The 20,222-nt window shown below is 56.7% G+C and carries 14 protein-coding genes; 10 read left to right on the forward strand and 4 right to left on the reverse strand.

Annotated elements, in window-relative coordinates; all coding sequences use genetic code 11:
* Positions 1–64 precede the first annotated feature (64 nt).
* The gene (locus tag MKX51_RS06940) at positions 65–646 is read right to left on the reverse strand and encodes an LOG family protein (protein ID WP_340991748.1); all 582 of its coding nucleotides are present in this window, start codon (positions 644–646) and stop codon (positions 65–67) included.
* Between the two features lie 582 nt (positions 647–1,228).
* Between MKX51_RS06940 and tyrS the strand changes: the two genes are divergently transcribed.
* The gene (tyrS, locus tag MKX51_RS06945) at positions 1,229–2,488 is read left to right on the forward strand and encodes a tyrosine--tRNA ligase (RefSeq protein ID WP_340995539.1); all 1,260 of its coding nucleotides are present in this window, start codon (positions 1,229–1,231) and stop codon (positions 2,486–2,488) included.
* A 960-nt stretch (positions 2,489–3,448) separates the two neighbouring features.
* On the opposite strand, the gene MKX51_RS06950 is transcribed toward tyrS, so the two are convergent.
* Both MKX51_RS06950 and MKX51_RS06955 read right to left on the reverse strand, forming a co-directional pair.
* Entirely contained in the window at positions 3,449–3,937 is a 489-nt protein-coding gene (locus MKX51_RS06950; RefSeq protein WP_340991750.1) for a YfbM family protein, read from the reverse strand.
* A 42-nt stretch (positions 3,938–3,979) separates the two neighbouring features.
* Positions 3,980–4,165, reverse strand: a complete 186-nt coding sequence (locus MKX51_RS06955; RefSeq protein ID WP_076079676.1) for a hypothetical protein — start codon at positions 4,163–4,165, stop codon at positions 3,980–3,982.
* 221 nt (positions 4,166–4,386) lie between these two features.
* Here MKX51_RS06955 and MKX51_RS06960 point away from each other — a divergent pair, with 221 nt between their 5' ends.
* Both MKX51_RS06960 and MKX51_RS06965 read left to right on the forward strand, forming a co-directional pair.
* Positions 4,387–5,418, forward strand: a complete 1,032-nt coding sequence (locus MKX51_RS06960) for an FIST signal transduction protein (RefSeq protein WP_340991753.1) — start codon at positions 4,387–4,389, stop codon at positions 5,416–5,418.
* Between the two features lie 116 nt (positions 5,419–5,534).
* Complete coding sequence (locus MKX51_RS06965) at positions 5,535–6,596, forward strand: methyl-accepting chemotaxis protein (protein ID WP_340991755.1); 1,062 nt, start codon at positions 5,535–5,537, stop codon at positions 6,594–6,596.
* Between the two features lie 443 nt (positions 6,597–7,039).
* Here MKX51_RS06965 and MKX51_RS06970 read toward each other — a convergent pair whose 3' ends face one another.
* Positions 7,040–9,028 carry a beta-galactosidase gene (locus MKX51_RS06970; RefSeq protein WP_340991756.1) on the reverse strand — a complete coding sequence of 663 codons (1,989 nt, stop codon included), beginning with the start codon at positions 9,026–9,028 and terminating at the stop codon, positions 7,040–7,042.
* A 515-nt stretch (positions 9,029–9,543) separates the two neighbouring features.
* On the opposite strand from MKX51_RS06970, the gene MKX51_RS06975 reads away from it, so the two are divergent.
* The 7 genes from MKX51_RS06975 to MKX51_RS07005 all read left to right on the forward strand — a co-directional run bounded on the left by MKX51_RS06975 (position 9,544) and on the right by MKX51_RS07005 (position 20,205).
* Positions 9,544–10,515 (forward strand): ABC transporter permease, encoded by a 972-nt coding sequence (locus MKX51_RS06975; RefSeq protein ID WP_445321989.1) that lies wholly within the window; start codon positions 9,544–9,546, stop codon positions 10,513–10,515.
* A 16-nt stretch (positions 10,516–10,531) separates the two neighbouring features.
* Positions 10,532–11,416, forward strand: a complete 885-nt coding sequence (locus MKX51_RS06980) for a carbohydrate ABC transporter permease (protein ID WP_036722627.1) — start codon at positions 10,532–10,534, stop codon at positions 11,414–11,416.
* 36 nt (positions 11,417–11,452) lie between these two features.
* Positions 11,453–13,060: an extracellular solute-binding protein gene (locus tag MKX51_RS06985; protein ID WP_340991759.1), complete on the forward strand. Its 1,608-nt coding sequence runs from the start codon at positions 11,453–11,455 to the stop codon at positions 13,058–13,060.
* A 90-nt stretch (positions 13,061–13,150) separates the two neighbouring features.
* Positions 13,151–15,517 (forward strand): AraC family transcriptional regulator, encoded by a 2,367-nt coding sequence (locus MKX51_RS06990; protein WP_340995541.1) that lies wholly within the window; start codon positions 13,151–13,153, stop codon positions 15,515–15,517.
* 118 nt (positions 15,518–15,635) lie between these two features.
* A complete protein-coding gene (locus MKX51_RS06995; RefSeq protein ID WP_340991761.1) occupies positions 15,636–18,575 on the forward strand; it encodes an exo-rhamnogalacturonan lyase family protein in 2,940 nt (979 codons plus the stop codon).
* Positions 18,572–19,267 (forward strand): DUF1961 family protein, encoded by a 696-nt coding sequence (locus tag MKX51_RS07000; RefSeq protein ID WP_340991763.1) that lies wholly within the window; start codon positions 18,572–18,574, stop codon positions 19,265–19,267. Before MKX51_RS06995 ends, MKX51_RS07000 begins: the two co-directional genes overlap by 4 nt.
* Before the next feature lie 137 nt (positions 19,268–19,404).
* A complete protein-coding gene (locus tag MKX51_RS07005; protein WP_340991765.1) occupies positions 19,405–20,205 on the forward strand; it encodes a polysaccharide deacetylase family protein in 801 nt (266 codons plus the stop codon).
* Positions 20,206–20,222 lie beyond the last annotated feature (17 nt).

The following is a 20,222-nucleotide window of genomic DNA, read 5'->3' on the forward strand; positions in this document are numbered from 1 at the left end:
GCGGTCAGGCTATAGCTGCAGTCTCGCGCATAGTATATTGCGTTATAAGGAGGGCAGAGACTTTTCAAGTGCGCTCATCTGTAAGATATTGTTTCACTGGAGGCGGCGTGTACTCTGCGAACTGCTGCAGAATGCCCTCCGGCGTGGTAGCGTTCAGCATGATGGAATGATGCTTCTCCTGCATGAATTGTTCCCGGGCCATGTTGCTGAACAGGGTAATCAGCGGATCATAATAATGGTTCACATTAAGCAGTCCGCAGGGCTTCTGATGCAGGCCGAGCTGCGCCCAGGTGAAGATCTCGAAATACTCCTCCATCGTGCCCGGGCCGCCCGGCATAGCAATGAATCCGTCCGCCAGCTCAGACATCTTAAGCTTCCGTTCGTGCATAGAGTCTACCATGATCAGCTCCGTCAGACGGGTGTGCTCGATCTCCCTTTGCTTCAGAAAATGCGGCAGCACCCCGATCACCTGACCTCCGGCCTGCATCACACTATCTGCAATAGCACCCATCAAGCCTACAGTAGCTCCGCCATAGATCAGCGTAATATTACGTGCGGCAAGCTCCTTGCCGAGTAGAATAGCGGATTCCTTGTAAACGGGCGAAGCCCCTTCACTGGAACCGCAGAACACTGCGATACTCTTCATAAGCTGCTGACTCTCCTTTGTCTTAAGATAATGTAATGTGCTTTGAAGAACGGTTGTTTCCTCTACCTAATGTATCACGGATTCAGGTGCATGTAACATTTTTCTCGCTGCCGGAGCAGGCGGTTTACTTGCGGTAGTGCGCCGCATTGACAACCTTTTGCGGAGCGGCTATACTTTCTGTAATCTTATAGTTGGTATACGTTGAACGAGCCAGTAGCAGCCTTGTCCCTGTTCCCAGAGAGCCGGGGGTCGATGGAACCCGGTACACACAAGCGGACTGCGAATTACGCCTCGGGAGTATCTTGGGTAATGCCAAGCGGAGCTAAGCGAACGATAACTCGCCTGAGAGTGGTATGGACCTGCGTGCAGCATCAGGTCTGTGCAATTTGGGTGGTAACACGGTTAATGATAATCGTCCCTGTGTCTGAATAGACAAGGGGCGATTTTTTGTTGTCTGTGCGAATTTGCTGGCTGGGTGCAGGGCGGGCTTAAGCTTCAGAGGCTGATGCGGTATGGCTGCTGTTTTTTTGACGGATACCAAATGATATAGAACAATCACTTACACAAAAGGGGCTGTACATGTTGAACATTATCGACGAGCTATTGTGGCGCGATGCCATTAACCAGCAGACAGATGCGGACGGACTGCGTGAATTGACGGAGAGTAAGGCGGTATCGCTGTATTGCGGCGTGGACCCGACAGGCAACAGTATGCATATCGGCCACCTGATTCCATTCATGATGCTGCGGCGCTTCCAGCTGGCCGGTCACCGTCCGGTGATTCTGATCGGGGGGGCTACGGGAACGATCGGCGATCCGAGCGGACGCCAGAGTGAGCGCTCTTTGCAGACGATGGAGCAAGTGCAGGAGAATGTGGAGGCGCTGAGCGCCCAGATGAAGAAGCTGTTCATTACCGATGGCGACAATCAGGTGCGGATGGTAAACAACTACGACTGGACCAAGGATATGAACGTCATTGATTTCCTGCGTGATTTCGGCAAAAACTTCAGCATCAACACGATGCTCGCCAAGGATGTAGTCGCCAGCCGCCTGGACAGCGGCATCTCGTTCACGGAGTTCGCTTACCAGATTCTGCAGTCCATTGACTACCTGCATCTGTACCAGAATGAGGATGTGCAGCTCCAGATCGGCGGCTCGGACCAATGGGGGAATATTACGAGTGGCCTCGATCTGATCCGTAAAAAAGAAGGCAACGAAGCCAAAGCCTTCGGCCTGACCATTCCGCTCATGCTGAAAGCAGACGGTACGAAGTTCGGTAAAACCGCCGGCGGCGCCATCTGGCTCGATCCGAAGCAGACCACCCCTTATGAGTTCTACCAGTTCTGGGCGAACACTGATGACCGTGATGTGGTTAAGTACCTGAAGTACTTCACCTTCCTGAGCAAGGAAGAGATTGAGGCGCTTGAGGAGAAGGTAGCCACAGAGCCGCATAAACGCGAAGCGCAAAAAGCGCTGGCCGAGGAAATGACCCGCTTCGTGCACAGCGAGGAGCTGCTGGAGCAGGCTAAACGCATCAGCGCGGCACTGTTCAGCGGCGATATCCGCTCCCTGACTGCGGACGAAATTGAGGAAGGCTTCAAGGAAATGCCGACCTTCACAGCGGGCACTGAGACCAAGAACATTGTAGACTGGCTCGTGGACCTGGGAGTGGAGCCGTCCAAACGCCAGGCGCGCGAGGATATTACTAAGGGCGCAATCTCGATCAACGGGGAGCGTGTGAATGAGCTGGAGACGGAGATAACAGCTGACGATGCCATCGGCGGCAAGTTCATCATCGTCCGCAAGGGCAAGAAGAATTACAGCCTGGTGAAGCTGGTCTAAGCGCAAGCTGCCGGGTGATGGTTTGCGGAAGGCGAGTAGCGCGGGCCGGATGTTGAGCCAGATCTGGAGCGTTGTTAGGCTGGAACAAGGCTGAGGGTGAACTGGAACGAGGTTGATGGTGTTTAGGGTGAGGTAGATGAGTGAGGCTGAGCAAGGTGAGCTAGAATAAGGCAGCTGAGTGAGGCTGAGCAAGGTGAGCTAGAATAAGGCAGCTGAGTGAGGCTGTGCTAGGTGAGCTGGAATGAGGCAGCTGAGTGAGGCTGTGCTAGGTGAGCTAGAATGAGGCAGCTGAGTGAGGCTGAGCAAGGTGAGCTAGAATAAGGCAGCTGAGTGAGGCTGTGCTAGGTGAGCTAGAATGAGGCAACTGAGTGAGGCTGTGCTAGGTGAGCTAGAATGAGAATGGTGTGAAGTAACTGAGTGATTGGGCTATCCCGCTGTCAGCAGTGACGGGGATAGCCTTTTTAGGTGGTCGCGGAAGGTGAGACGGTCTCCCGCCTTCCTCCCCTGATCACCGTAGGCCGGAAGCGTGGCTGCGTCGTGAAATCACAGGGATAAATCCCTCTGATTTTGCTGGATGTAAGCTGAATGAGGAAATCAAGTGTATAAATCCCTCTGATTTTGCTGGAAGTGGGCTGAATGAGAGAATCAAGTGTATAAATCCCTCTAATCTTGCTGGAAGTAGGCTGAGTGAGGAAATCAAGTGTATAAATCCCTCTAATAGCTGCCAGGTGGGAAGAGGGAGGCCGATGAGGAGCACAAGTGCACCAGAATTTGGCGCAAACGGTCGAAATGAGCAAATCAGGTGCATTAGTGCCCTTGATTTCGCCGAAAGTGGGCTAGAGTAAGGGAATCAGGAGCACAAGTGCACCCGAATTCAGCCGAAGAGGCCGAAACGAGCAAATGAAGTGCATTAGTGCACCTCACCCGTCCAGCCCGCCATCAGGCCGGGCGAGTCAGGCTTCAAAACAAATAGAAAACAATACCTTTACCAGCAGCGGCAGTCTGGCTGTAGAACCCCTGGATCTCGGTGAAGAACTGGAGCAGGTAGGCAAAGAACGCATCCGCGTCATCGTCAGACACCGTATCAGGGTCCAGCGGGTAGACCTCCTCCTCGGCCATGGTCCGGAAATCATATTGCTGGCGCAGCTGCGCTTCATCTAGTCCGGAGATGGCGTCAAGCGCTTCGGCCACTTGTCCGGCACGCAGGCAGAATGCCCCGTATGACCCGAACTCAATACCTTGGTCTGAATGCAGCGGGACCACATATCCGAGCGGCGCTGGCCCATCCGATATATCACCGCAGAGCAGGTAGTGAATCGCCTCCCAGGTACGGTCGATATCCAGCCCCGGGTACTTGTCTATGTTCAAGCTCGCCAGCGGGGTGCTGCCTGCGGCAATTTGCTGCACCAGTTCATCATCCATTGCAAAGTAATATCCGCGTATCGCCATTCTATCAGCCTTCCTTCCATCGTTGGGATAGAGTAGTTGTACTTAATCCTCAAGCAGCGCAAGCTTGTCTTCGAGTTCAGCAATCTTAAGCCGGATAGCTTCTGCCCGGGGCTCGTCCTGTGCTTTCACCGCGACTGCCAATTCATCGGTAGCTATGCCGATCTGATATTCCAGATACGTGTAGTCGGATGCGGCAGCGGGGTGGGTGGAGCGTTGGGAATAGGTCATATGCCGAAGCCTCTTTTCTGTGATCTGTGATATATTCATGATACTGGGTTTGCAGGAAGAGCTCAACCTCGTTCCAGAGAAACTCGGCACAGGTTGCGACATTGTTCACAGACAATGAACCCGGTTCTGGTTTTACCATGAGTAGTATTGAAAATGTTAGCTTAATTTTTCAGTAACAGCATGCGGGAGGAAGTTCCGTAAAGGAAGGTTTGGTATACATAATGATAGCTGTATCTTTTAACACCTTGGATGGGGCCAGGAACTATCTGGAGGAGCTGGATGTGAACCGTGGACTGGTGCTGTTCGCTGCGGCTGCGGCTGTCCGGGAATTATCCCCTCATGCGCCTTCGCGGGCTGTATTGTGCTCAACCAAGGGGGAATATACTCCGCAGGGCTACCGCAGTGGCGTAATTACAGGTTTTGAATACGAAGCCGGTATAGCAGATATTGTGGAGATTCTGCATCCTCCCGTGCTTAGCTCAAGTACGCTGGAGATTGCTTACCGCAAGGTCTGCGGCAATCCGAATGCTTTTCTGATGCTGCTCTGTGACGGCACAGGCGGAATGGAAGAGATGCTGCTCTCCTCGCTGTACTTCATGGACCCGCAATTCAAGGTGATTGGCGGCAGTGCGGCTGATGATGAACGCGGCGAGACTTACCTCTATATAGGAACCCGCCGGGTGCGGAACCTGGGGATTTATTTCAATATGCCTGCCCGCACAGCCCTGGTCAAAGAGAATATATATGTCCCGGCCGGGAAGACGCTGCTGGTGACAGAAGCCGATGTGTTCGGCAGAAGGGTGTATTCCTTCAACGGGCGGCCTGCGGCCGGGGAATATGCGTGTGTCCTGGGCGTGCCGGAGAAGGAGCTGGCAGAGCATTTTCTGAGCAGCCCGCTGGGCAAAAGATACGAGGATGATCTGATCATAGCCTCCCCGAAGGCGGTTCATCCGGACGGCTCTGTCACCTTTTACAGCCAGATGATGTCTAGTACTTATGTGGAGCTGCTGAGTTCAGCCGATCCGCTGGCAGTGCTGGAGGAGACGCTCGGCGGCAGTCCGTTCAAGCCTTCGTTTGTCCTCAATATTAACTGTACGCTTCGGGACCAGCTGTTTACACGGGACGGTCTTTGGGGAGCTTTTGACCAGAGGATGCTTGGGTTCTGCGGCAACACTACAGGCTTCATCAGCTATGGAGAGCAATATTATACTAAGCATGCCAATCAGACCATGATTCTGCTGCTGGTTGAATAAGGGAGAGTTGAAATCGGATGGAGTGGTTAAGCAAACTGCGCACAGCTTGGGGGAGAACCCCCTCTGCTGAAGTCGTTCAAAGTCACAGTAATACAAGCGGGTTAGCGGAGAAAGCCATGGCAGAGCGTGTGATCGCAGCTAAGGATACAGTTGCATCAACAGAAACGGTTATAGCACAGGGAAAAGTCGCAGTAGAGGAAACGGGTGCTAGCACACCTGTACCTCACAGCGGTAAAGATAGCGTAGAACCGTCTGCACACGCTTCAGGCACGGCGTCTTACGGCGAACATGCCTATGCCCTGGCGGAGCAGATCCGCCTTGAGACTGGAGCTATCCTGAAGGAAGAGGCCCGGCTGGTGGAGGACTTCGAGGCCTTACGGGCAGGCGGCGGGGAGATGATCGGCCAAATCGCCGGGACTCAGCGGCTCCTGGAGCATTTGAAGGCTAACAACGGACAGACTGAAGATCTGATTAATGAAATGTACGGCAGCCTGTCCTATTCCTCCAACAAGATCGAATTTGCCAAGGAAGCCAATATCCAGATCTCTGCGGAAATGCAGAAGGCCTCGGAGGTGTTCACTGAATTCGTAGCGCTGAATGAGGATCTGCGGGAGCATTTCCACAGCATTGAGCAGCTGGCCAAGATCATCACGGATATTGCCGAGCAGACGAATCTGCTCTCGCTGAATGCGGCGATTGAGGCGGCGCGGGCTGGTGAGCATGGACGCGGCTTCGCCGTTGTCTCTACGGAGATCCGTAAGCTTGCTGACGGTACCCGCAGCCATGTGAAGGAGATTATGGGTTCACTCTCAGGAATGACCCGCGTCATGGAGCAGATCCATAGCAAGTCCGGGGACGGGATGCTCGCGATGAACGAGACCACGGCGAAGATCGGTGAGTCCACCGTATATATGAATGAAATCGTAGTCGCCGAGGAGCAGGTCTTCGAGCATCTGGAGAAAATCCAGGAGTCCCAGGAGAGCAGCATGGAGGATGTGGAGCAGATCAACAGCGACCTGCTGCGCATTCTGGAAAAATCGGGCCAGGACACAGACCAGTTCCGTAAGCTGGTTCTTACCGTCCAGAAGAAGGCCGACCATTACCAGCAACTGCTGAATCATCTGCATCAGATCGGGCTGCTCCAGCAGGCGGAAAAAGCAGAGAAGACTGGCGAATAAGTAGAGAAAACTAACGTATAAGCAAATATGGTAAAAGAAAAAACACCTGGCAGCGGGAAATGCTGCCGGGTGTTTTTGTGCTGTGCCCGGCATGGGCACAGGTAAGCGCTCCTCCTCTTGCTGGTGAAACACGCCTAAGGGGAGGGCCCAGCCAGCGTAAAATTCACGCGCCTTTAATTAGACAACTCGCGTATGATACGGTGGGGAAAGAATTGGATAAACTCCACCTGCTGACCGGCAACCGCCCTCTGCCAATACAGCAATTGGATAAACAGCACTTAAATGAACCCATTTTCTCCAAACTGGCCTAAACAGACATGAATAGTTGTTGTTTATCCACTAGCTTCCGGAAATTCCTTGGAAACCAGCATAACAAGCTGCATTTTTCCACTTGTTTGGTGGGAGGTAGCGTTCTCCGCAATCCGCAGAAGGATATTTTACTACTACAGGGCAATCAGCCTGTATTCATAAGCGCCAATGGACAGTGGACCGGCGGGTATGGCTGCGCCGGTCAACACATCCTGCCCGCTGCGAGGCAGGGTGATGCTGCCGCCCAGCCCGTCCATGTTGACGAGCGTCCACAGCTCTCCGGCAGCGCCGCGTCTGGGGCAGACGATGGTGCCCGGGGTGACATCACTGCGCCGGGTGACCCCGGCGCGGGAGGCGTAATACTCAATCAGCGCGCACAGCTGCTTGTCGCCCTCGCCGCCTGCGGGCAGCGAGCCGAGCATCACGATGGCTCCCCGGCCATAGGGCTGCTCGGTCACGTAGGCCCGGCCCGGCGTCCGGCCTTCGGTAATGACGCCGACCACGAAAGCTCCTTCCGGCAGCGGCTCGAAGACCGCGCTCCACAGGGACAGCGGCGCGGAGTGGCCGAAGGCCTCCCCGATGCTGCCGGTCCCTTCCATGGGGTAGACGAAGGTAGTTTTCACCCCGGCAAAGCGCTCCAGTTCTCCCAACGCTGCATCTGTATGCAGGGTATGCTCCGCCGTGCGGCCTCCGCTAAGCGGGCCGGCGATCCAGATGCCGCCGGCTTCAGCGAAGGCGAGTGCCTTCTCCATGTATTCCGGTGACAGATAATGGACAAAAGGCGTGAACAGCAGCTTATAGCCGCTTAAATCGCCGCCTTCCGGCAGCAGGTCACGGTGAATCCCCAGATCGAGAATCCGTCTGTAAAAGTCCCCCAGCAGAGAACGGTAGTTCAGCTGCCGGTGCGGCTCCGTGGCCAGGAACGCCTTGGCCCGGTCCGAATAAGTAATCGCCACCTCGGCCTTGAGTGGCCGGGTATTCAGCATGTGCGGCTCGATCTGCAGCCTGGCGGCGGAAGCTGCGCGCACATTGTCATAGCCGAGCGCAGGCTGGCCCCAGGCGCTGATAATCGAGCTGTGCGTCTGCTCGCTGCCCGTGCGCTGCTGCCGCCACAGCCAGTAGCAGAAGGCGCCTGCCCCCAGCGCATAGGCGGCCACGGCTTCGGCGGTGAGATAGCCGTCCGGGTGCGGCTCGCCGTAGCTTGTAAGCGAAGCGGCATAGGCCGGGCTGGTCTCCATCAGCCAGAAATCCCGCCCGGGCTTGAACCCGCGCCATAGGTCACAATTCAGCAGATAAGCGTGCCTGTTCGCCTGAGAGGCGTAGGTGTCGAACGAAGCGAAATCAAGCTCCCAGAACAGCTGCTCATTGTCCAGATGAAAAGGGACATTGCTGTTGTGCGTGATCGGAGCCGCCGAATAGCGGCGGATGATCGCCGCCTGTTCCCCTGCGAATTCCGCAACCTTCTCCATCTGGAACAACCGGTACTGGGTGACGAGCGATGAATTATGCAGGAAAGGCGTAGCCACCGGCTGCGGCACCTGATCGAAACGCTGGTAGGTGTGGCTCCACACTCCGGTTCCCCACGCTACATTCAGCTCGCCGATGCTACCGTAACGGTGCTCCAGCCACTCATGCCACAGGGAGCGGCAGGACGCGCACATGCATTCCGCCACATGCGCCTTCAGCTCATTGTCGAGCTGCCAGGCGACTAGGCCGGGGAGCGGCCCCAGCACCCGGGCCAGCTCTTCCGTGATCAGCGCAGCACGCTGCCGGAAATAAGGGTTATTCGTGCAGACATGCTGTCTGGACCCGTGGCTCATGACCGCGCCGTCTGCCCGGATGTGCAGACGCTCCGGGTGCCCGTGGGTCAGCCAGACCGGCGGGGTCGCGGTCGGCGTACACATGACCGTATCGATTCCGTAATCATGCAACTTAAGGATATGCTCAGCGAACGGCCTGACATCGATGGAGTCTTCCTCCGGCTCCAGCAGCGACCAGATGAACTCGCCCATACGTACCAGATTAATGCCTGTCTCCTGCATGAGCCGAAGATCCTGCTGCCGCTCAGCCTCCCCCCATAGCTCGGGGTACCACGCGGCGCCGTAATATAGCTTTTGCTTCATTCTTTTAACCTCCTTGAAAAAGCCCGCACGGGCTCTGTATGATCTTATCTTTCTATTCCCCATCCCTAAGCTATATAGTTTGAACTTGAAAACATAAATTTTGGGAAAAGTGGCGGAGGGGAATTTTGGAGCTGTAGGAGCGGTAGCGTACGCCTGAAAGCTTTCCGCAGGAAAGCTCGCATCGTAAGCATCAGCTGTCTGCGGATTTCTACCGCGAACAGCGGTCTAATCAAAGAAATCTGCAGAAGGGCAGCGGCCGCAAGCCCAAAACTTCTCTGGAGTCACGGCTATCCCATACTGAGTACTTACAAGGTTCAATTTATATAGTGTCCGCCCCCCACATGCAATAGTAAAGTTTTGCCGGTTTTGGACTTTATTGCGGAAGCGGCGCTGAAGCCATACCGGGCGCTGTCCAAAAAGTCCGATTGTCGGAAAAACACCCGCCTACCATAATAGAAAGCGCAACCAAAGCAGTGCAGGACGGAGGCTGCTTATCCATACGGAGGTGAATGTCAATGAAGCAAGGAGCGGCAATGGGGGCAGCAGAGATCAGCGCGGGTACAAGCTTCCGCCGCAGCAGGCGCGAGCAGCGCTTCAGACGTCTGAAGCGGGACAAATGGCTCTATATTCTGCTCAGCCCCGGACTCCTGTATTTCCTGCTGTTCAAATATGTGCCGATGTGGGGAGTGCTGCTCGCCTTTAAGGATTATCAGCCATTTCTGGGCTTCTGGAAGAGCGGCTGGGTCGGCTTGGAGCATTTCCGCACGTTTTTCCAGAACCCTGATTTCTTCATGCTGCTGCGCAATACGCTGGTGCTGTCGCTGTATAACCTGGTTTTCTTTTTCCCGGCACCGATTATCCTGGCCCTGCTGCTGAATGAGATCCGGCTGTCCTTCTACAAAAGGACGATTCAGACGCTGATCTACGTGCCCCACTTCATCTCCATGGTCATCGTCGCCAGTATCTCCTACGTGTTCCTTACGACACAGGGCGGTGCGGTCAACGAATTCCTGTTCGCGGCGACCGGGCGCAAAATTGATTTTCTCGCCAGTCCCGACTGGTTCCGCCCAATGATTATTCTGCAGACCATTTGGAAGGAATGCGGCTGGGGGACGATTATCTTCCTCGCTGCCCTGGCCGGTGTCGATGTGGAGCAGTATGAAGCAGCCGTGGTGGACGGGGCCAGCCGCTGGCGCCAGACCTGGCATATTACACTGCCCGCGATCCGCAGCACGATTGTCATTCTGCTCATTCTGCGGATGGGCACGATTCTGGATAACGGGTTCGAGCAGATCTATCTGATGATGAATGCGCTGAACCGTGAGGTGGCTGAGGTCTTCGATACTTATGTGTATGCGCTGGGGATTACCCAGGGAGCGTTCAGCTACAGCACCGCCGTCGGCTTGTTCAAATCGGTCATCGGGGTCGTGCTGGTGCTCGGCACCAACTGGCTTGCCAAGAAGTCAGGCGAATCCGGATTATATTGAAAAGGAGGCCAAGAGTGTGGCTAAACGTTACCGCAGCGCCGGAGAAATCACCTTTGACGTTTTTAATTACGTGGTGCTGGGCATCATCGGGATCGCGGCCATCCTGCCGTTCCTGTTTGTAGTCGCCGGTTCCTTCGCCACCGAGGCGGAAATTACGAAGCGCGCTGTCTTTTTGATTCCGACGACGATCTCGCTGGACGCTTACCGGTTTATTTTCTCCACAGATACCATTGTCCGCAGCATCGGGGTCTCACTGTACGTGACGGTGATCGGTACGGCAGTTAATTTGTTCTTCACGGTTACCATGGCCTACCCGATGGCGAAGCGGTACCTGATGGGCCGCAATCTGATCCTCAATCTGGTCATCTTCACCATGCTGTTCGGGGGCGGGATGATTCCCACCTATCTGGTGATCCGCGAGCTGCATCTGCTCGATACGCTGAATGCCCTGATTCTTCCGGGGGCGATCAGCGCCTTCAACCTGATTATTGTCAAAAACTTCTTCCAGGAGCTTCCCGCCGAGATGGAGGAGGCGGCCCGCATTGACGGATGCACGGAGCTGGGGCTGCTGTGGAGAATCGTGCTGCCGCTGTCGAAGCCGGTGCTGGCGACGTTCACGCTCTTTTATGCGGTCGGACACTGGAATAACTTCTTCTCGGCGCTGCTCTACATCAACGATCCGTCCAAGTGGCCGCTGCAGGTGATGCTGCGCCAGATCGTCATGCTGTCCCAGTCGGCAGCGGGGGATCTCAGCTCTATGGACCCGAATTTCGTGCAGCCGCCGGAGCAGTCAATCAAAATGGCCGTCATCGTGGTCGGCACCCTGCCGATTATGTGCGTGTATCCGTTTCTGCAGAAGCATTTTGCCAAAGGGGTGATGCTGGGTTCAGTCAAAGGGTAACCGGTTAGTCAACATATAAAGGGAGGCCAAGTGATAATGAAGATGAAGCGGAGCAGAGGTTCACGGTCTGCGAAAAAAGGGTTGTTCATGCTGCTGGCTATGATTATGATTCTAAGTGTATTGTCCGGCTGCGGCGGGAATGGGGAGAATGCGGGAGCGGGACAGAAGGAGCCTGCCGGGGACAGCGGGAAGGCGGACGGCACAGCCAAGGCTGAGGAGCCGCTTGCGCTGACATTGATGCTGCCGATTTTCAAAACCAATTATCCGAAGGACGGCAGTCCGGTCGCCGCCAAGCTGGAGGAGCTGACGAACACCAAGATTCATTTCGAATGGGTGCCTAATGCGTCCTATGCCGACAAATTCAACATTACGCTGGCTTCCGGCAAGCTGCCTGATATTATGTATGTAGGTGATGTGAAGGCCTCCAGCTTCGTGAATGCAGCGAGATCCGGCGCGTTCTGGGAGGTGGGTCCGTATCTCAAGGATTATCCGAATCTCAGCGGGGCGAAGGAGGTCATTCTGAATAACTCGGCCATCGACGGCAAGAATTACGGAATCTACAGAGGGCGGGCGCTGGGACGTAACGGCGTGGTGTTCCGCAAGGACTGGATGGAGAAGCTCGGGCTCGCGGAACCGAAGACCGTTGATGATTTCTATTCGATGTTAAAAGCGTTCAAGGAGCAGGACCCGGACGGCAACGGCCAGGCGGATACGTACGGTATGGTGCTGGTCAAGTGGACCGGCCAGTGGGCCAGCGGCTTCGATACGATGAAGCTGTGGTTCGGTTCTCCGAACAAGTGGGGCGTTCAGGAAGGGAAGCTCGTGCCTGAGCATGAATATCCCGGTTATTTGGAAGCGCTTAAATTCATGAAAAAGCTGTACGATGAGCAGCTGATCAACGCGGACTTTGCGGTGATGGACAGCTCTAAATGGAATGATCCGGTCGTCAACAACAAGGCCGGCGTCATTGTCGATGTGGTCGATAACGCGGCCCGTCTGGATGACAAGATTCATGCCGCTCTCCAAAAAGAAGGCAAAGACGAGCCGGAACGCCATTATATGGATGTGATCGGCGGTGTGACTGGAGCAGACGGCGCGCTGCATACCCTCCCGACCTCGGGCTTCTCCGGCATGCTGGCCATTCCGAAGTCTTCGGTCAAAACCGAGGAGGAGCTGAAGCAGGTCCTGGCCTTCCTGGACCGGCTGAATGATGAGGATCTGCAGACGATGCTGAACTATGGTATTGAAGGCGTGCATTACAAGCTGGTGGACGGATATATCGAACGCTCCAGCGATACCGTTCTGCTGGAATCGGAAGTGGAAGGCCTGAACCAGATGCTGCCGTTCATCCCGGAGGACAAGGCGAAGCAGGTGAAGCAGACCCCGCTGCGGCTGAAGCAGACCGAGGTACAGAAGACGAATGAAGCGACGATTGTGACCAATCCGGCGGAAGCGCTGATCTCGGCAGTCTATACGCAAAAAGGCTCACAGCTGGATAACGTAATCAACGATGCGCGTATCAAATTCATTGTCGGCCAGATGGATGAGGCCGGGTTGAAGTCCGCTTTTGAGGTATGGCGGAAGACCGGCGGAGATGAGCTGGTGAAGGAAATGAATGAATTGTACGCCTCAGCGGGCAAGTAAAATCCGGTCCTGCTCCAGTCTCCGGCCGGTCTGTGCCCGCTGCGGCTGCATAGCTGCAACTCTAAACTAAGGATTCGGCTGGTGAATGCAATGGAGAATGAAGGGGCAGGAGCACGGAACAGGTATACGCGAGGCCGGGCGGGACGCAAGGGCCGTTATTACCGCAATAATCTCATTATTGTGCTGATCGTCTCGTCCATTCCCGGGCTGATCATCGGGCTGCTGGTCTATTTTATGGCCGGGGGCAATCTTGAGAAGGAGCTGCTCCGGATGCATAACCGGCAGATTGAGCAGCGGGCGGACAACATTAATGATCAATTGTCCAATCTGGAGCTGATGCTGGCCCACTGGGCCTTCGATCCGAAGTTCGACTATGGGCTGAGCAACATGGATTTCATCCGCAATCATGAGCGGGCCTGGGATATTACGAAGACGCTGGTAGTCATGCAGGGCTCGAATTCCATGGTGCGGCAGGTTGAGCTGTATCTGGCCGGTAATCAGCCGGTGCGCTTCGGCACGGAGTACGGGACACTGGCTGCGGAGGAGGAAGCGCTGTACTCGAAGCTGCTGAAGCAGGAGCGGAGCACGTACTGGACGGAATGGGCTTTTGATCCGGTGAACCCGGAGCAGAAGGAGCTGACGCTGGTGCACCATATCCCCGGCGGCAGCCGGGAGCCCTTCGGGGCGCTGCTGCTGCGGATGGATACAGAGAAGGTATCCGCGCTGCTGCGGACCATGACCCCATACAACACGGGGGAGGTGTTCATGGAGCAGAAATCCGGCGGATTGTTCATCTCGGGGAGCGGGATGGATGCGCCCACGCCGCTGGTTACGGCGCTGCGGACTGCGATTACAGCCAAAGGCAGCCAGGATAGCGGATCATTTCTGTATGACTGGAATGGGGTTACTTATGCGGTGACCTATGGTGATTTCTCGCGGATTGCCAGTGAATGGCGGTATGTGTCGGCTTCGCCGATCTCCAGCGTAACCTCTCCAGTGGTCTGGCTGTCCCGGATGATTATCCTGGTCAGCCTGTGCGCCTTGCTGCTGGCGGCGGTCTTGTCCTGGATTGCTTCCCGCAGAATCTATTCGCCGGTCCGCCGCCTGCTTCAGACGCTGCTCCCTGAGCATGCGGCCTCCGGGGACCGGGTGGATGAGCTGACGCTGATCGAGCGGCACTGGCAGAACCTGCACGGACAGCAGCACGCCCTCCAGTACACGCTCTCGGAGCAGCTTCCGCATGTGCAGCAGAGCTTCCTGCACCAGCTGTTCCAGGGGTATCTGTATGCCTATTCCGAACAGGATCTCCAGAGCCGGATGAAGCAGTATAAGTGGGAAGTGGAGAACTGTACGTTCGTGGTGCTGTATATCCAGCTGACCGGCATCTCCAGCCTGGAGGCCAAGTTCCGCAGCGGCGACGAGAGTCTGGTGTCGTTCGCGGCCGTCAATATTACCTTGGAGCTTGCCCGTGAGCATTTCGGCCGGGCGGAGACGGTCAATCTGCATGACCTTACCTCCGGTATGCTGCTGATGGAACCGGGAAGCGGCCCCGATCCGGCCCGCGTAGGCGCCTTCGGTGAAGAGCTGGCGGCTACCTTGAGCCGGATGCTTAAGCTTCAGGCCACGGTGGCGTACAGTGCAGGGATCGGGAGTATCTCTGCGATTCCGAGGTCGTTCGAGGCGGCGAAGCAGGCGGCCAGCCACAGCAGGTACGGGGGCGGGAACCAGATCATCAGCCTGGAGCAGCTGGAGCGGGAGGGGCAGGGCACTCCCTTGCCGCAGTATTCCTTCGCGCTGGAGCGCGGGCTGATTCAGGCGCTGCGGACCGGAGAAGCAGAGGAGGCGGACCGGCTGCTGGAGGAATTCCTGGAGACGCTCTCCGCAGGCGGCGCGAAGGTGATCGACGTACAGCAGGGCATGCTGCATCTGCTCGGCGCGATCCTTCATGCGGTGCTGGAGGCCGGGATGGCCCAGAGCCAGCTATTGCGCGGCAGGAATCTGTATGCCAGTCTCTCGCAGATTCATGAGCCGGGCCTGATTCTCTCCTGGTTCCGTACGCAGGTCATCGCCCCCTTCCTGAAGGAGCTGTGTGAACGATCGGACGCCGGAATAAGACGGACGATTGATCAGGCGATGCTGTACATTCAGCAGCATTATATGGACAATATCTCGCTGGATAGCTGTGCAGATGTTACAGGCACCAGCCCTTTTCTGCTCAGCAAGTCGTTCAAGCGGGTCACCGGGCAGAATTTCATCGATTATCTGACGGAGCTTCGGCTCGCCAAGGCGAAGGAGCTGCTGAGGGACACGGATCTGAAGATGAACGATGTTGCCTTGCAGGTCGGCTATCAGCAGAGCTATTTCAACCGGATTTTCAAAAAACAGGAGGACATCACGCCGACACGTTACCGTGAACTGAGCCGACAGGAGGGGGATAAGGAGAACGGGACCCGGTAAGCGGGAACCAGGTGAGAATGCCAGCGGCTCACTTCCCGTGATCCCGGTGTCCGCAGGCCTCCTGCTCCGGGAACGGTTCATTCGTCCGGGTGATGTCTCATAAAGGAGATGACAGAAGATGACCTCTTTATCATCGGCCCTGCCGGTCCAGTTACGGTGGCTGAACCCGCCTGCTGCGGCTGCGGGGGTGACCTGGGGAGTTCCCTGGTCCAAGGGCGATCTGAAGCGCGGAGAATTGGCTGCGCTATGTCTGAAAGGGGAGGCAGAAGATTTCAGTCTGCCGCTGCAGAGCCGCCCGGCTGCGTATTGGCCGGACGGCAGCATTAAATGGTCTTTGCATTCTGCCGTATGCCCTGAAGGGAGTACGGCAGGATACACGCTGGAACGCTCTGCCGGGCAGAGCGCTGTGACCGCAGCCTTCCAGGTATCCGTGGAAGAGACGGAGGAGGCTTATATCGTCGATACCGGCAGCATTCGTTGCACCGTGGTCAAGCGTGGTCCAGGTGTGATCTCCCGGATCATCCGCCGGGACACGGCGGAATCCGGGGGACCGGACGACGATCATGGATATTATGGAGCTGTGGAGGCGGGGTTAGGATCAGGCTCGGGTAAGCTGGTGTGCAGCGGAAGCGAGTTGGTCTGTCTCCGCGAGCAGCGGGACATCCTCAGCGGGGAGCTGACGCTGCGGCAGGAGCGGTTCACCGGAGTAACGCTGAAGGCTAGCCTGGAGGAGCGGGGACCGGTACGTGCCGTGATCCGGCTGGACGGGCGGCATAGAAGCACAAGGAGAGCCAGGGAGTGGCTTCCTTATACTTTGCGGCTCTATTTCTATGCCGGGCTTGCGTCCATCCGGCTGGTGCATACCTTCCATTATGACGGCAACCCGCAGCAGGATTTCATCAAGGGACTGGGCTTGCTGTTCAAGGTGCCGCTCAGCGGTCCACTGTATAACCGCCATGTCCGGCTGGCGGGCAGCGGGGGAATCTTCAGCGAATCCCCCAAGACGCTCCAGACCCGCAGAACCCGGGGCAAATATGCTGGTATGTTCGCCGGGCAGCTTGAGGGGCAGAGCCAGGAATTTGATCCTGTGGAGGATGCCTATTTCACCAGCCTGCTCCAGGACTCGGCAGTATGGGATGACTTCCGGCTGGTGCAGGATTCGTCTGAACATTATGCCGTGCATAAGCGGACCGGACCGGATTGCACCTGGATTAAAGGGGCGGAAGGCCGGAGGGCCGGAGGACTGGGTTATATCGGCTGTGACGGCGGAGGACTGGCTGCCGGAGTGAAGGATTTCTGGCAGAAGCATCCGTCCGGGCTGGAGATCAGCGGCACCTCCGGCGCGGAAGCGGCGTTAACCGTCTGGTTCTGGACGCCGGAGGCGCAGGCGATGGACCTGCGCCATTATGATACGAAGACGCATGTCGAATCCTCCTATGAAGGCGCGGAGGAGCTGCGGGCAACCCCTTACGGCATCGCCAATACGAACGAGCTGACCTTGTGGTGTACCTTGCGGACGCCGGATTCCGGGCAGCTCCGGCAGATGCAGCGGCAGGCGGATGAACCGCCGCTGCTGGTCTGTGAACCCGAATATTTTCACCGCAGCCGGGCGTTTGGACTCTGGAGCCTGCCGGACCGGAGCACCCCGGCCAAGGCGTACCTGGAGGACCGGCTGGACGGGATTATCAGCTTTTACCAGAAGGAGATTGAGCAGCGGAAGTGGTACGGCCTGTGGGATTATGGCGACTTCATGCACAGCTATGATCCGGTCCGCCATGTCTGGAATTATGATCTGGGCGGCTGTGCGTGGCAGAACGCCGAGCTGGTGCCGAATATGTGGCTGTGGGTGAGCTTCCTGCGGACCGGACGCGCAGATATTTACCGGATGGCTGAAGCGATGGCCCGGCACACGAGCGAGGTGGATGTATATCATTTCGGGGAATATGCGGGTCTTGGCTCCCGGCATAATGTCGTGCATTGGGGCTGCGGCTGCAAGGAAGCGCGGATTGCTATGGCGGGTCTGCACCGCTATTACTATTATCTGACCGGTGATGAGCGGACCGGCGACATCATGGACAGTGTGAAGGATGCGGATTATTCCACGGTGACGCTGGACCCGATGAGGGCTTATTTTCCGAAGGATGAATTCGAGACGCATGTGCGGGTGGGACCGGACTGGGCCGCGTTCAGCTCCAATTGGATGACCCGCTGGGAACGTTATGAGGATACGGCCTACCGCGACAAAATCCTAACCGGCATCGACTGCATCAAAGCGGCCAATCTGCGGCTGATCTCCGGTCCAACCTATGGATACGATCCCGCAACGGGCATTCTCAGCCCAATGGGCGATGACAACTGGGGACGGCATCTGGCGATCTGCATGGGTGGTCCGCAGGTGTGGTTCGAGCTGGCGATGATGCTGGAGGACCCGGAGTGGGAGGACATGCTTGCTGAGTTCGGTGTCTTCTATAACTTGCCGGAGGAAGAGCAGCTGCTTAGATCCGGAGGTGCGATTACAGGCAAGCTGCGCTTCGAGCATCCGGTGCTGAGTGTGGCTATTGCCGCCTACGGCGCTTGGGTCAAGGATGACCGGGCTACGGCGGAACGCTGCTGGAGCATTCTGCTTGAGAACCCGTTCGGCATCGTCAATCTTCAAGCGGAGCTGAAGCAGGTGACTTATACGGAAGCGCTGAATGAGATCGACTGGATGAATACGAATGAAGCCTCGCAGTGGTCGCTGAATACGATCATTGCACTGGAGCTGATTGCCGAAGCTCTGCCTGCAAGGGAAGAAGGTTCCGGGGGAGAAGCCGGAGCCGCTGGAGCTAGAGCTAGTGCAAGAGCTGGTGCGGAAACTGAAGCTAGTGCTGGTGAAGAAGGCTATGTGGAAGCTGGAGCCGCTGCAGAAGCTGCAGAAGCTGATACAAAAGCGGGTGCAGAAGCTGGCGCAGGAACTGGTGATAAAGCGGGTGCAGGAACTGATCCCGTAGCTGGGGGTAGTGAACAGGCAGGAGCTAGTGACGGTGCAGGTCGCGGGAAGGGAGCGGATGTCCGATGACGGTGCAGCAGGACTTAGCAATGATTCCGGAAGGCTGGCGCAAGATTTACCGCAATACCCTGGAAGGACCCGTACAGGTGGAAGGCTTCCGTATGGAAGGCGACGGAGCAGTTTCGTTTCCGCAGGGACGGCTGCGGCTGGAAAGCACCCGGAGTGCAGAGGAAGGGCAGAAGGCGAATGTGGTCTTTTGGTGCCCGGAGATCTTCCCCGCCGAGGTTGCCGTATCCTGGAGGTTCCGCCCGCTGCGCGAGCCGGGGCTGGCTATTCTGTTCTTCGCGGCTGCCGGTGCCGGGGGCAAGGATCTGTTCGACCCGTCCCTGCCGGTCCGCACGGGCGAATATGACCAGTACCATCATGGGGAGATGGATGCCTATCATATCTCTTATTTTCGCCGGATGTGGGAGGAGGAGCGGGCTTTTCATACCTGTAATCTGCGCAAAAGCTACGGCTTCCACCTGGTCGCCCAAGGGGCTGATCCGCTCCCGGATACCGCCGATATGACCGAGGCCTACCGGATGCTGGTGGTGAAGCGGGGGGCTGCTGTGACTTTTGCTATCAATGAATTGCCGGTGCTGCACTGGTTGGATGACGGCTCGTCCTTCGGTCCGCTGCTGGGCGGAGGCCGGATCGGCTTCCGGCAAATGGCACCGCTGATTGCAGAGTACAGTGATCTGACGGTCTACGCGCCTTGAAGCTTGGATAGGTGGCTGGGCGGGTGAACATATGCGTCCACTCCAAACATTCTCTGGAGTCACGGCTATCCCGTAACAAAAAATATACAAGTTCAATTTATATAGGGACTGACGATTATGAAGGAGGCTTAACTGCAATGCCGGGAGTCTATTACTGCTACCCGCAAGGCCGTCATAAGGCGCTGACCATGAGCTATGATGACGGGCGGCGGGCGGATGAACGTCTGGTTGGCCTGTTCAACCAGCACGGGATCAAGGGCAGCTTCCATTTGAATTCGGGGCTGCTTGGTGAAGGGGACCGCATCAGGCCGGACGAGGTTGCGGCCCTCTACCATGGACATGAGGTCAGCGTGCATACGCGGAGTCATCCGACGCTGGCGCGTTGCCCGCAGGAGTCAGTCGTGGAGGAGATTATGGAGGACCGCAGGGTGCTGGAAGGGCTGGTCCGCCAGCCTGTGCGCGGCATGTCTTACCCGAACGGCTCGTATACGCAGGAGATCAAGGCGCTGCTGCCGCATCTGGGCATTGAGTATGCCCGCACAGTGCAGTCTACCGGGGGGTTCGCCCTCCCGGAGGACTGGCTGGAGTGGCAGGCGACCTGTCATCATAACCGGGAGCTGCTTGCTCTTGGGGAGGCTTTTGTGGGGCTGCATAAGCGGCAGTATCTGTACTTGATGTATGTGTGGGGGCATAGCTACGAGTTCGACAATGACAACAACTGGGAGCTGATGGAGCGCTTCTGCGCCATGGCGGGCGGATGCGGGGACATCTGGTATGCGACCAATCTGGAGCTGGTGCATTACATGAAGGCTTGCCGGGGGCTGCTGTTCTCGGCGGCAAGGGACTTCGTCTATAATCCGGGAGCGTCTGCTGTATGGCTGGAGGTTGGCGGTACGGTAGTCGAGGTGCCCGGGGGACAGACTGTGGATTTGGGCTGATACAGAACAGGGATAGA

Source organism: Paenibacillus sp. FSL M7-0420 (assembly GCF_038002345.1).
In the GTDB taxonomy this organism is placed as follows: domain Bacteria; phylum Bacillota; class Bacilli; order Paenibacillales; family Paenibacillaceae; genus Paenibacillus_AQ.

What these genes read in the sequence shown, in the direction of transcription:
- MKX51_RS06970 (WP_340991756.1), bottom strand. Translation starts at nt 9,028, where the DNA reads ATGAAGCAAAAGCTATATTACGGCGCCGCGTGGTACCCCGAGCTATGG.
- MKX51_RS07000 (WP_340991763.1), top strand. Translation starts at nt 18,572, where the DNA reads ATGACGGTGCAGCAGGACTTAGCAATGATTCCGGAAGGCTGGCGCAAG.
- MKX51_RS06960 (WP_340991753.1), top strand. Translation starts at nt 4,387, where the DNA reads ATGATAGCTGTATCTTTTAACACCTTGGATGGGGCCAGGAACTATCTG.
- MKX51_RS06985 (WP_340991759.1), top strand. Translation starts at nt 11,453, where the DNA reads ATGAAGATGAAGCGGAGCAGAGGTTCACGGTCTGCGAAAAAAGGGTTG.
- MKX51_RS07005 (WP_340991765.1), top strand. Translation starts at nt 19,405, where the DNA reads ATGCCGGGAGTCTATTACTGCTACCCGCAAGGCCGTCATAAGGCGCTG.
- MKX51_RS06965 (WP_340991755.1), top strand. Translation starts at nt 5,535, where the DNA reads ATGGCAGAGCGTGTGATCGCAGCTAAGGATACAGTTGCATCAACAGAA.
- MKX51_RS06995 (WP_340991761.1), top strand. Translation starts at nt 15,636, where the DNA reads ATGACCTCTTTATCATCGGCCCTGCCGGTCCAGTTACGGTGGCTGAAC.
- MKX51_RS06940 (WP_340991748.1), bottom strand. Translation starts at nt 646, where the DNA reads ATGAAGAGTATCGCAGTGTTCTGCGGTTCCAGTGAAGGGGCTTCGCCC.
- MKX51_RS06955 (WP_076079676.1), bottom strand. Translation starts at nt 4,165, where the DNA reads ATGACCTATTCCCAACGCTCCACCCACCCCGCTGCCGCATCCGACTAC.
- MKX51_RS06950 (WP_340991750.1), bottom strand. Translation starts at nt 3,937, where the DNA reads ATGGCGATACGCGGATATTACTTTGCAATGGATGATGAACTGGTGCAG.
- MKX51_RS06990 (WP_340995541.1), top strand. Translation starts at nt 13,151, where the DNA reads ATGGAGAATGAAGGGGCAGGAGCACGGAACAGGTATACGCGAGGCCGG.
- MKX51_RS06975 (WP_445321989.1), top strand. Translation starts at nt 9,544, where the DNA reads ATGAAGCAAGGAGCGGCAATGGGGGCAGCAGAGATCAGCGCGGGTACA.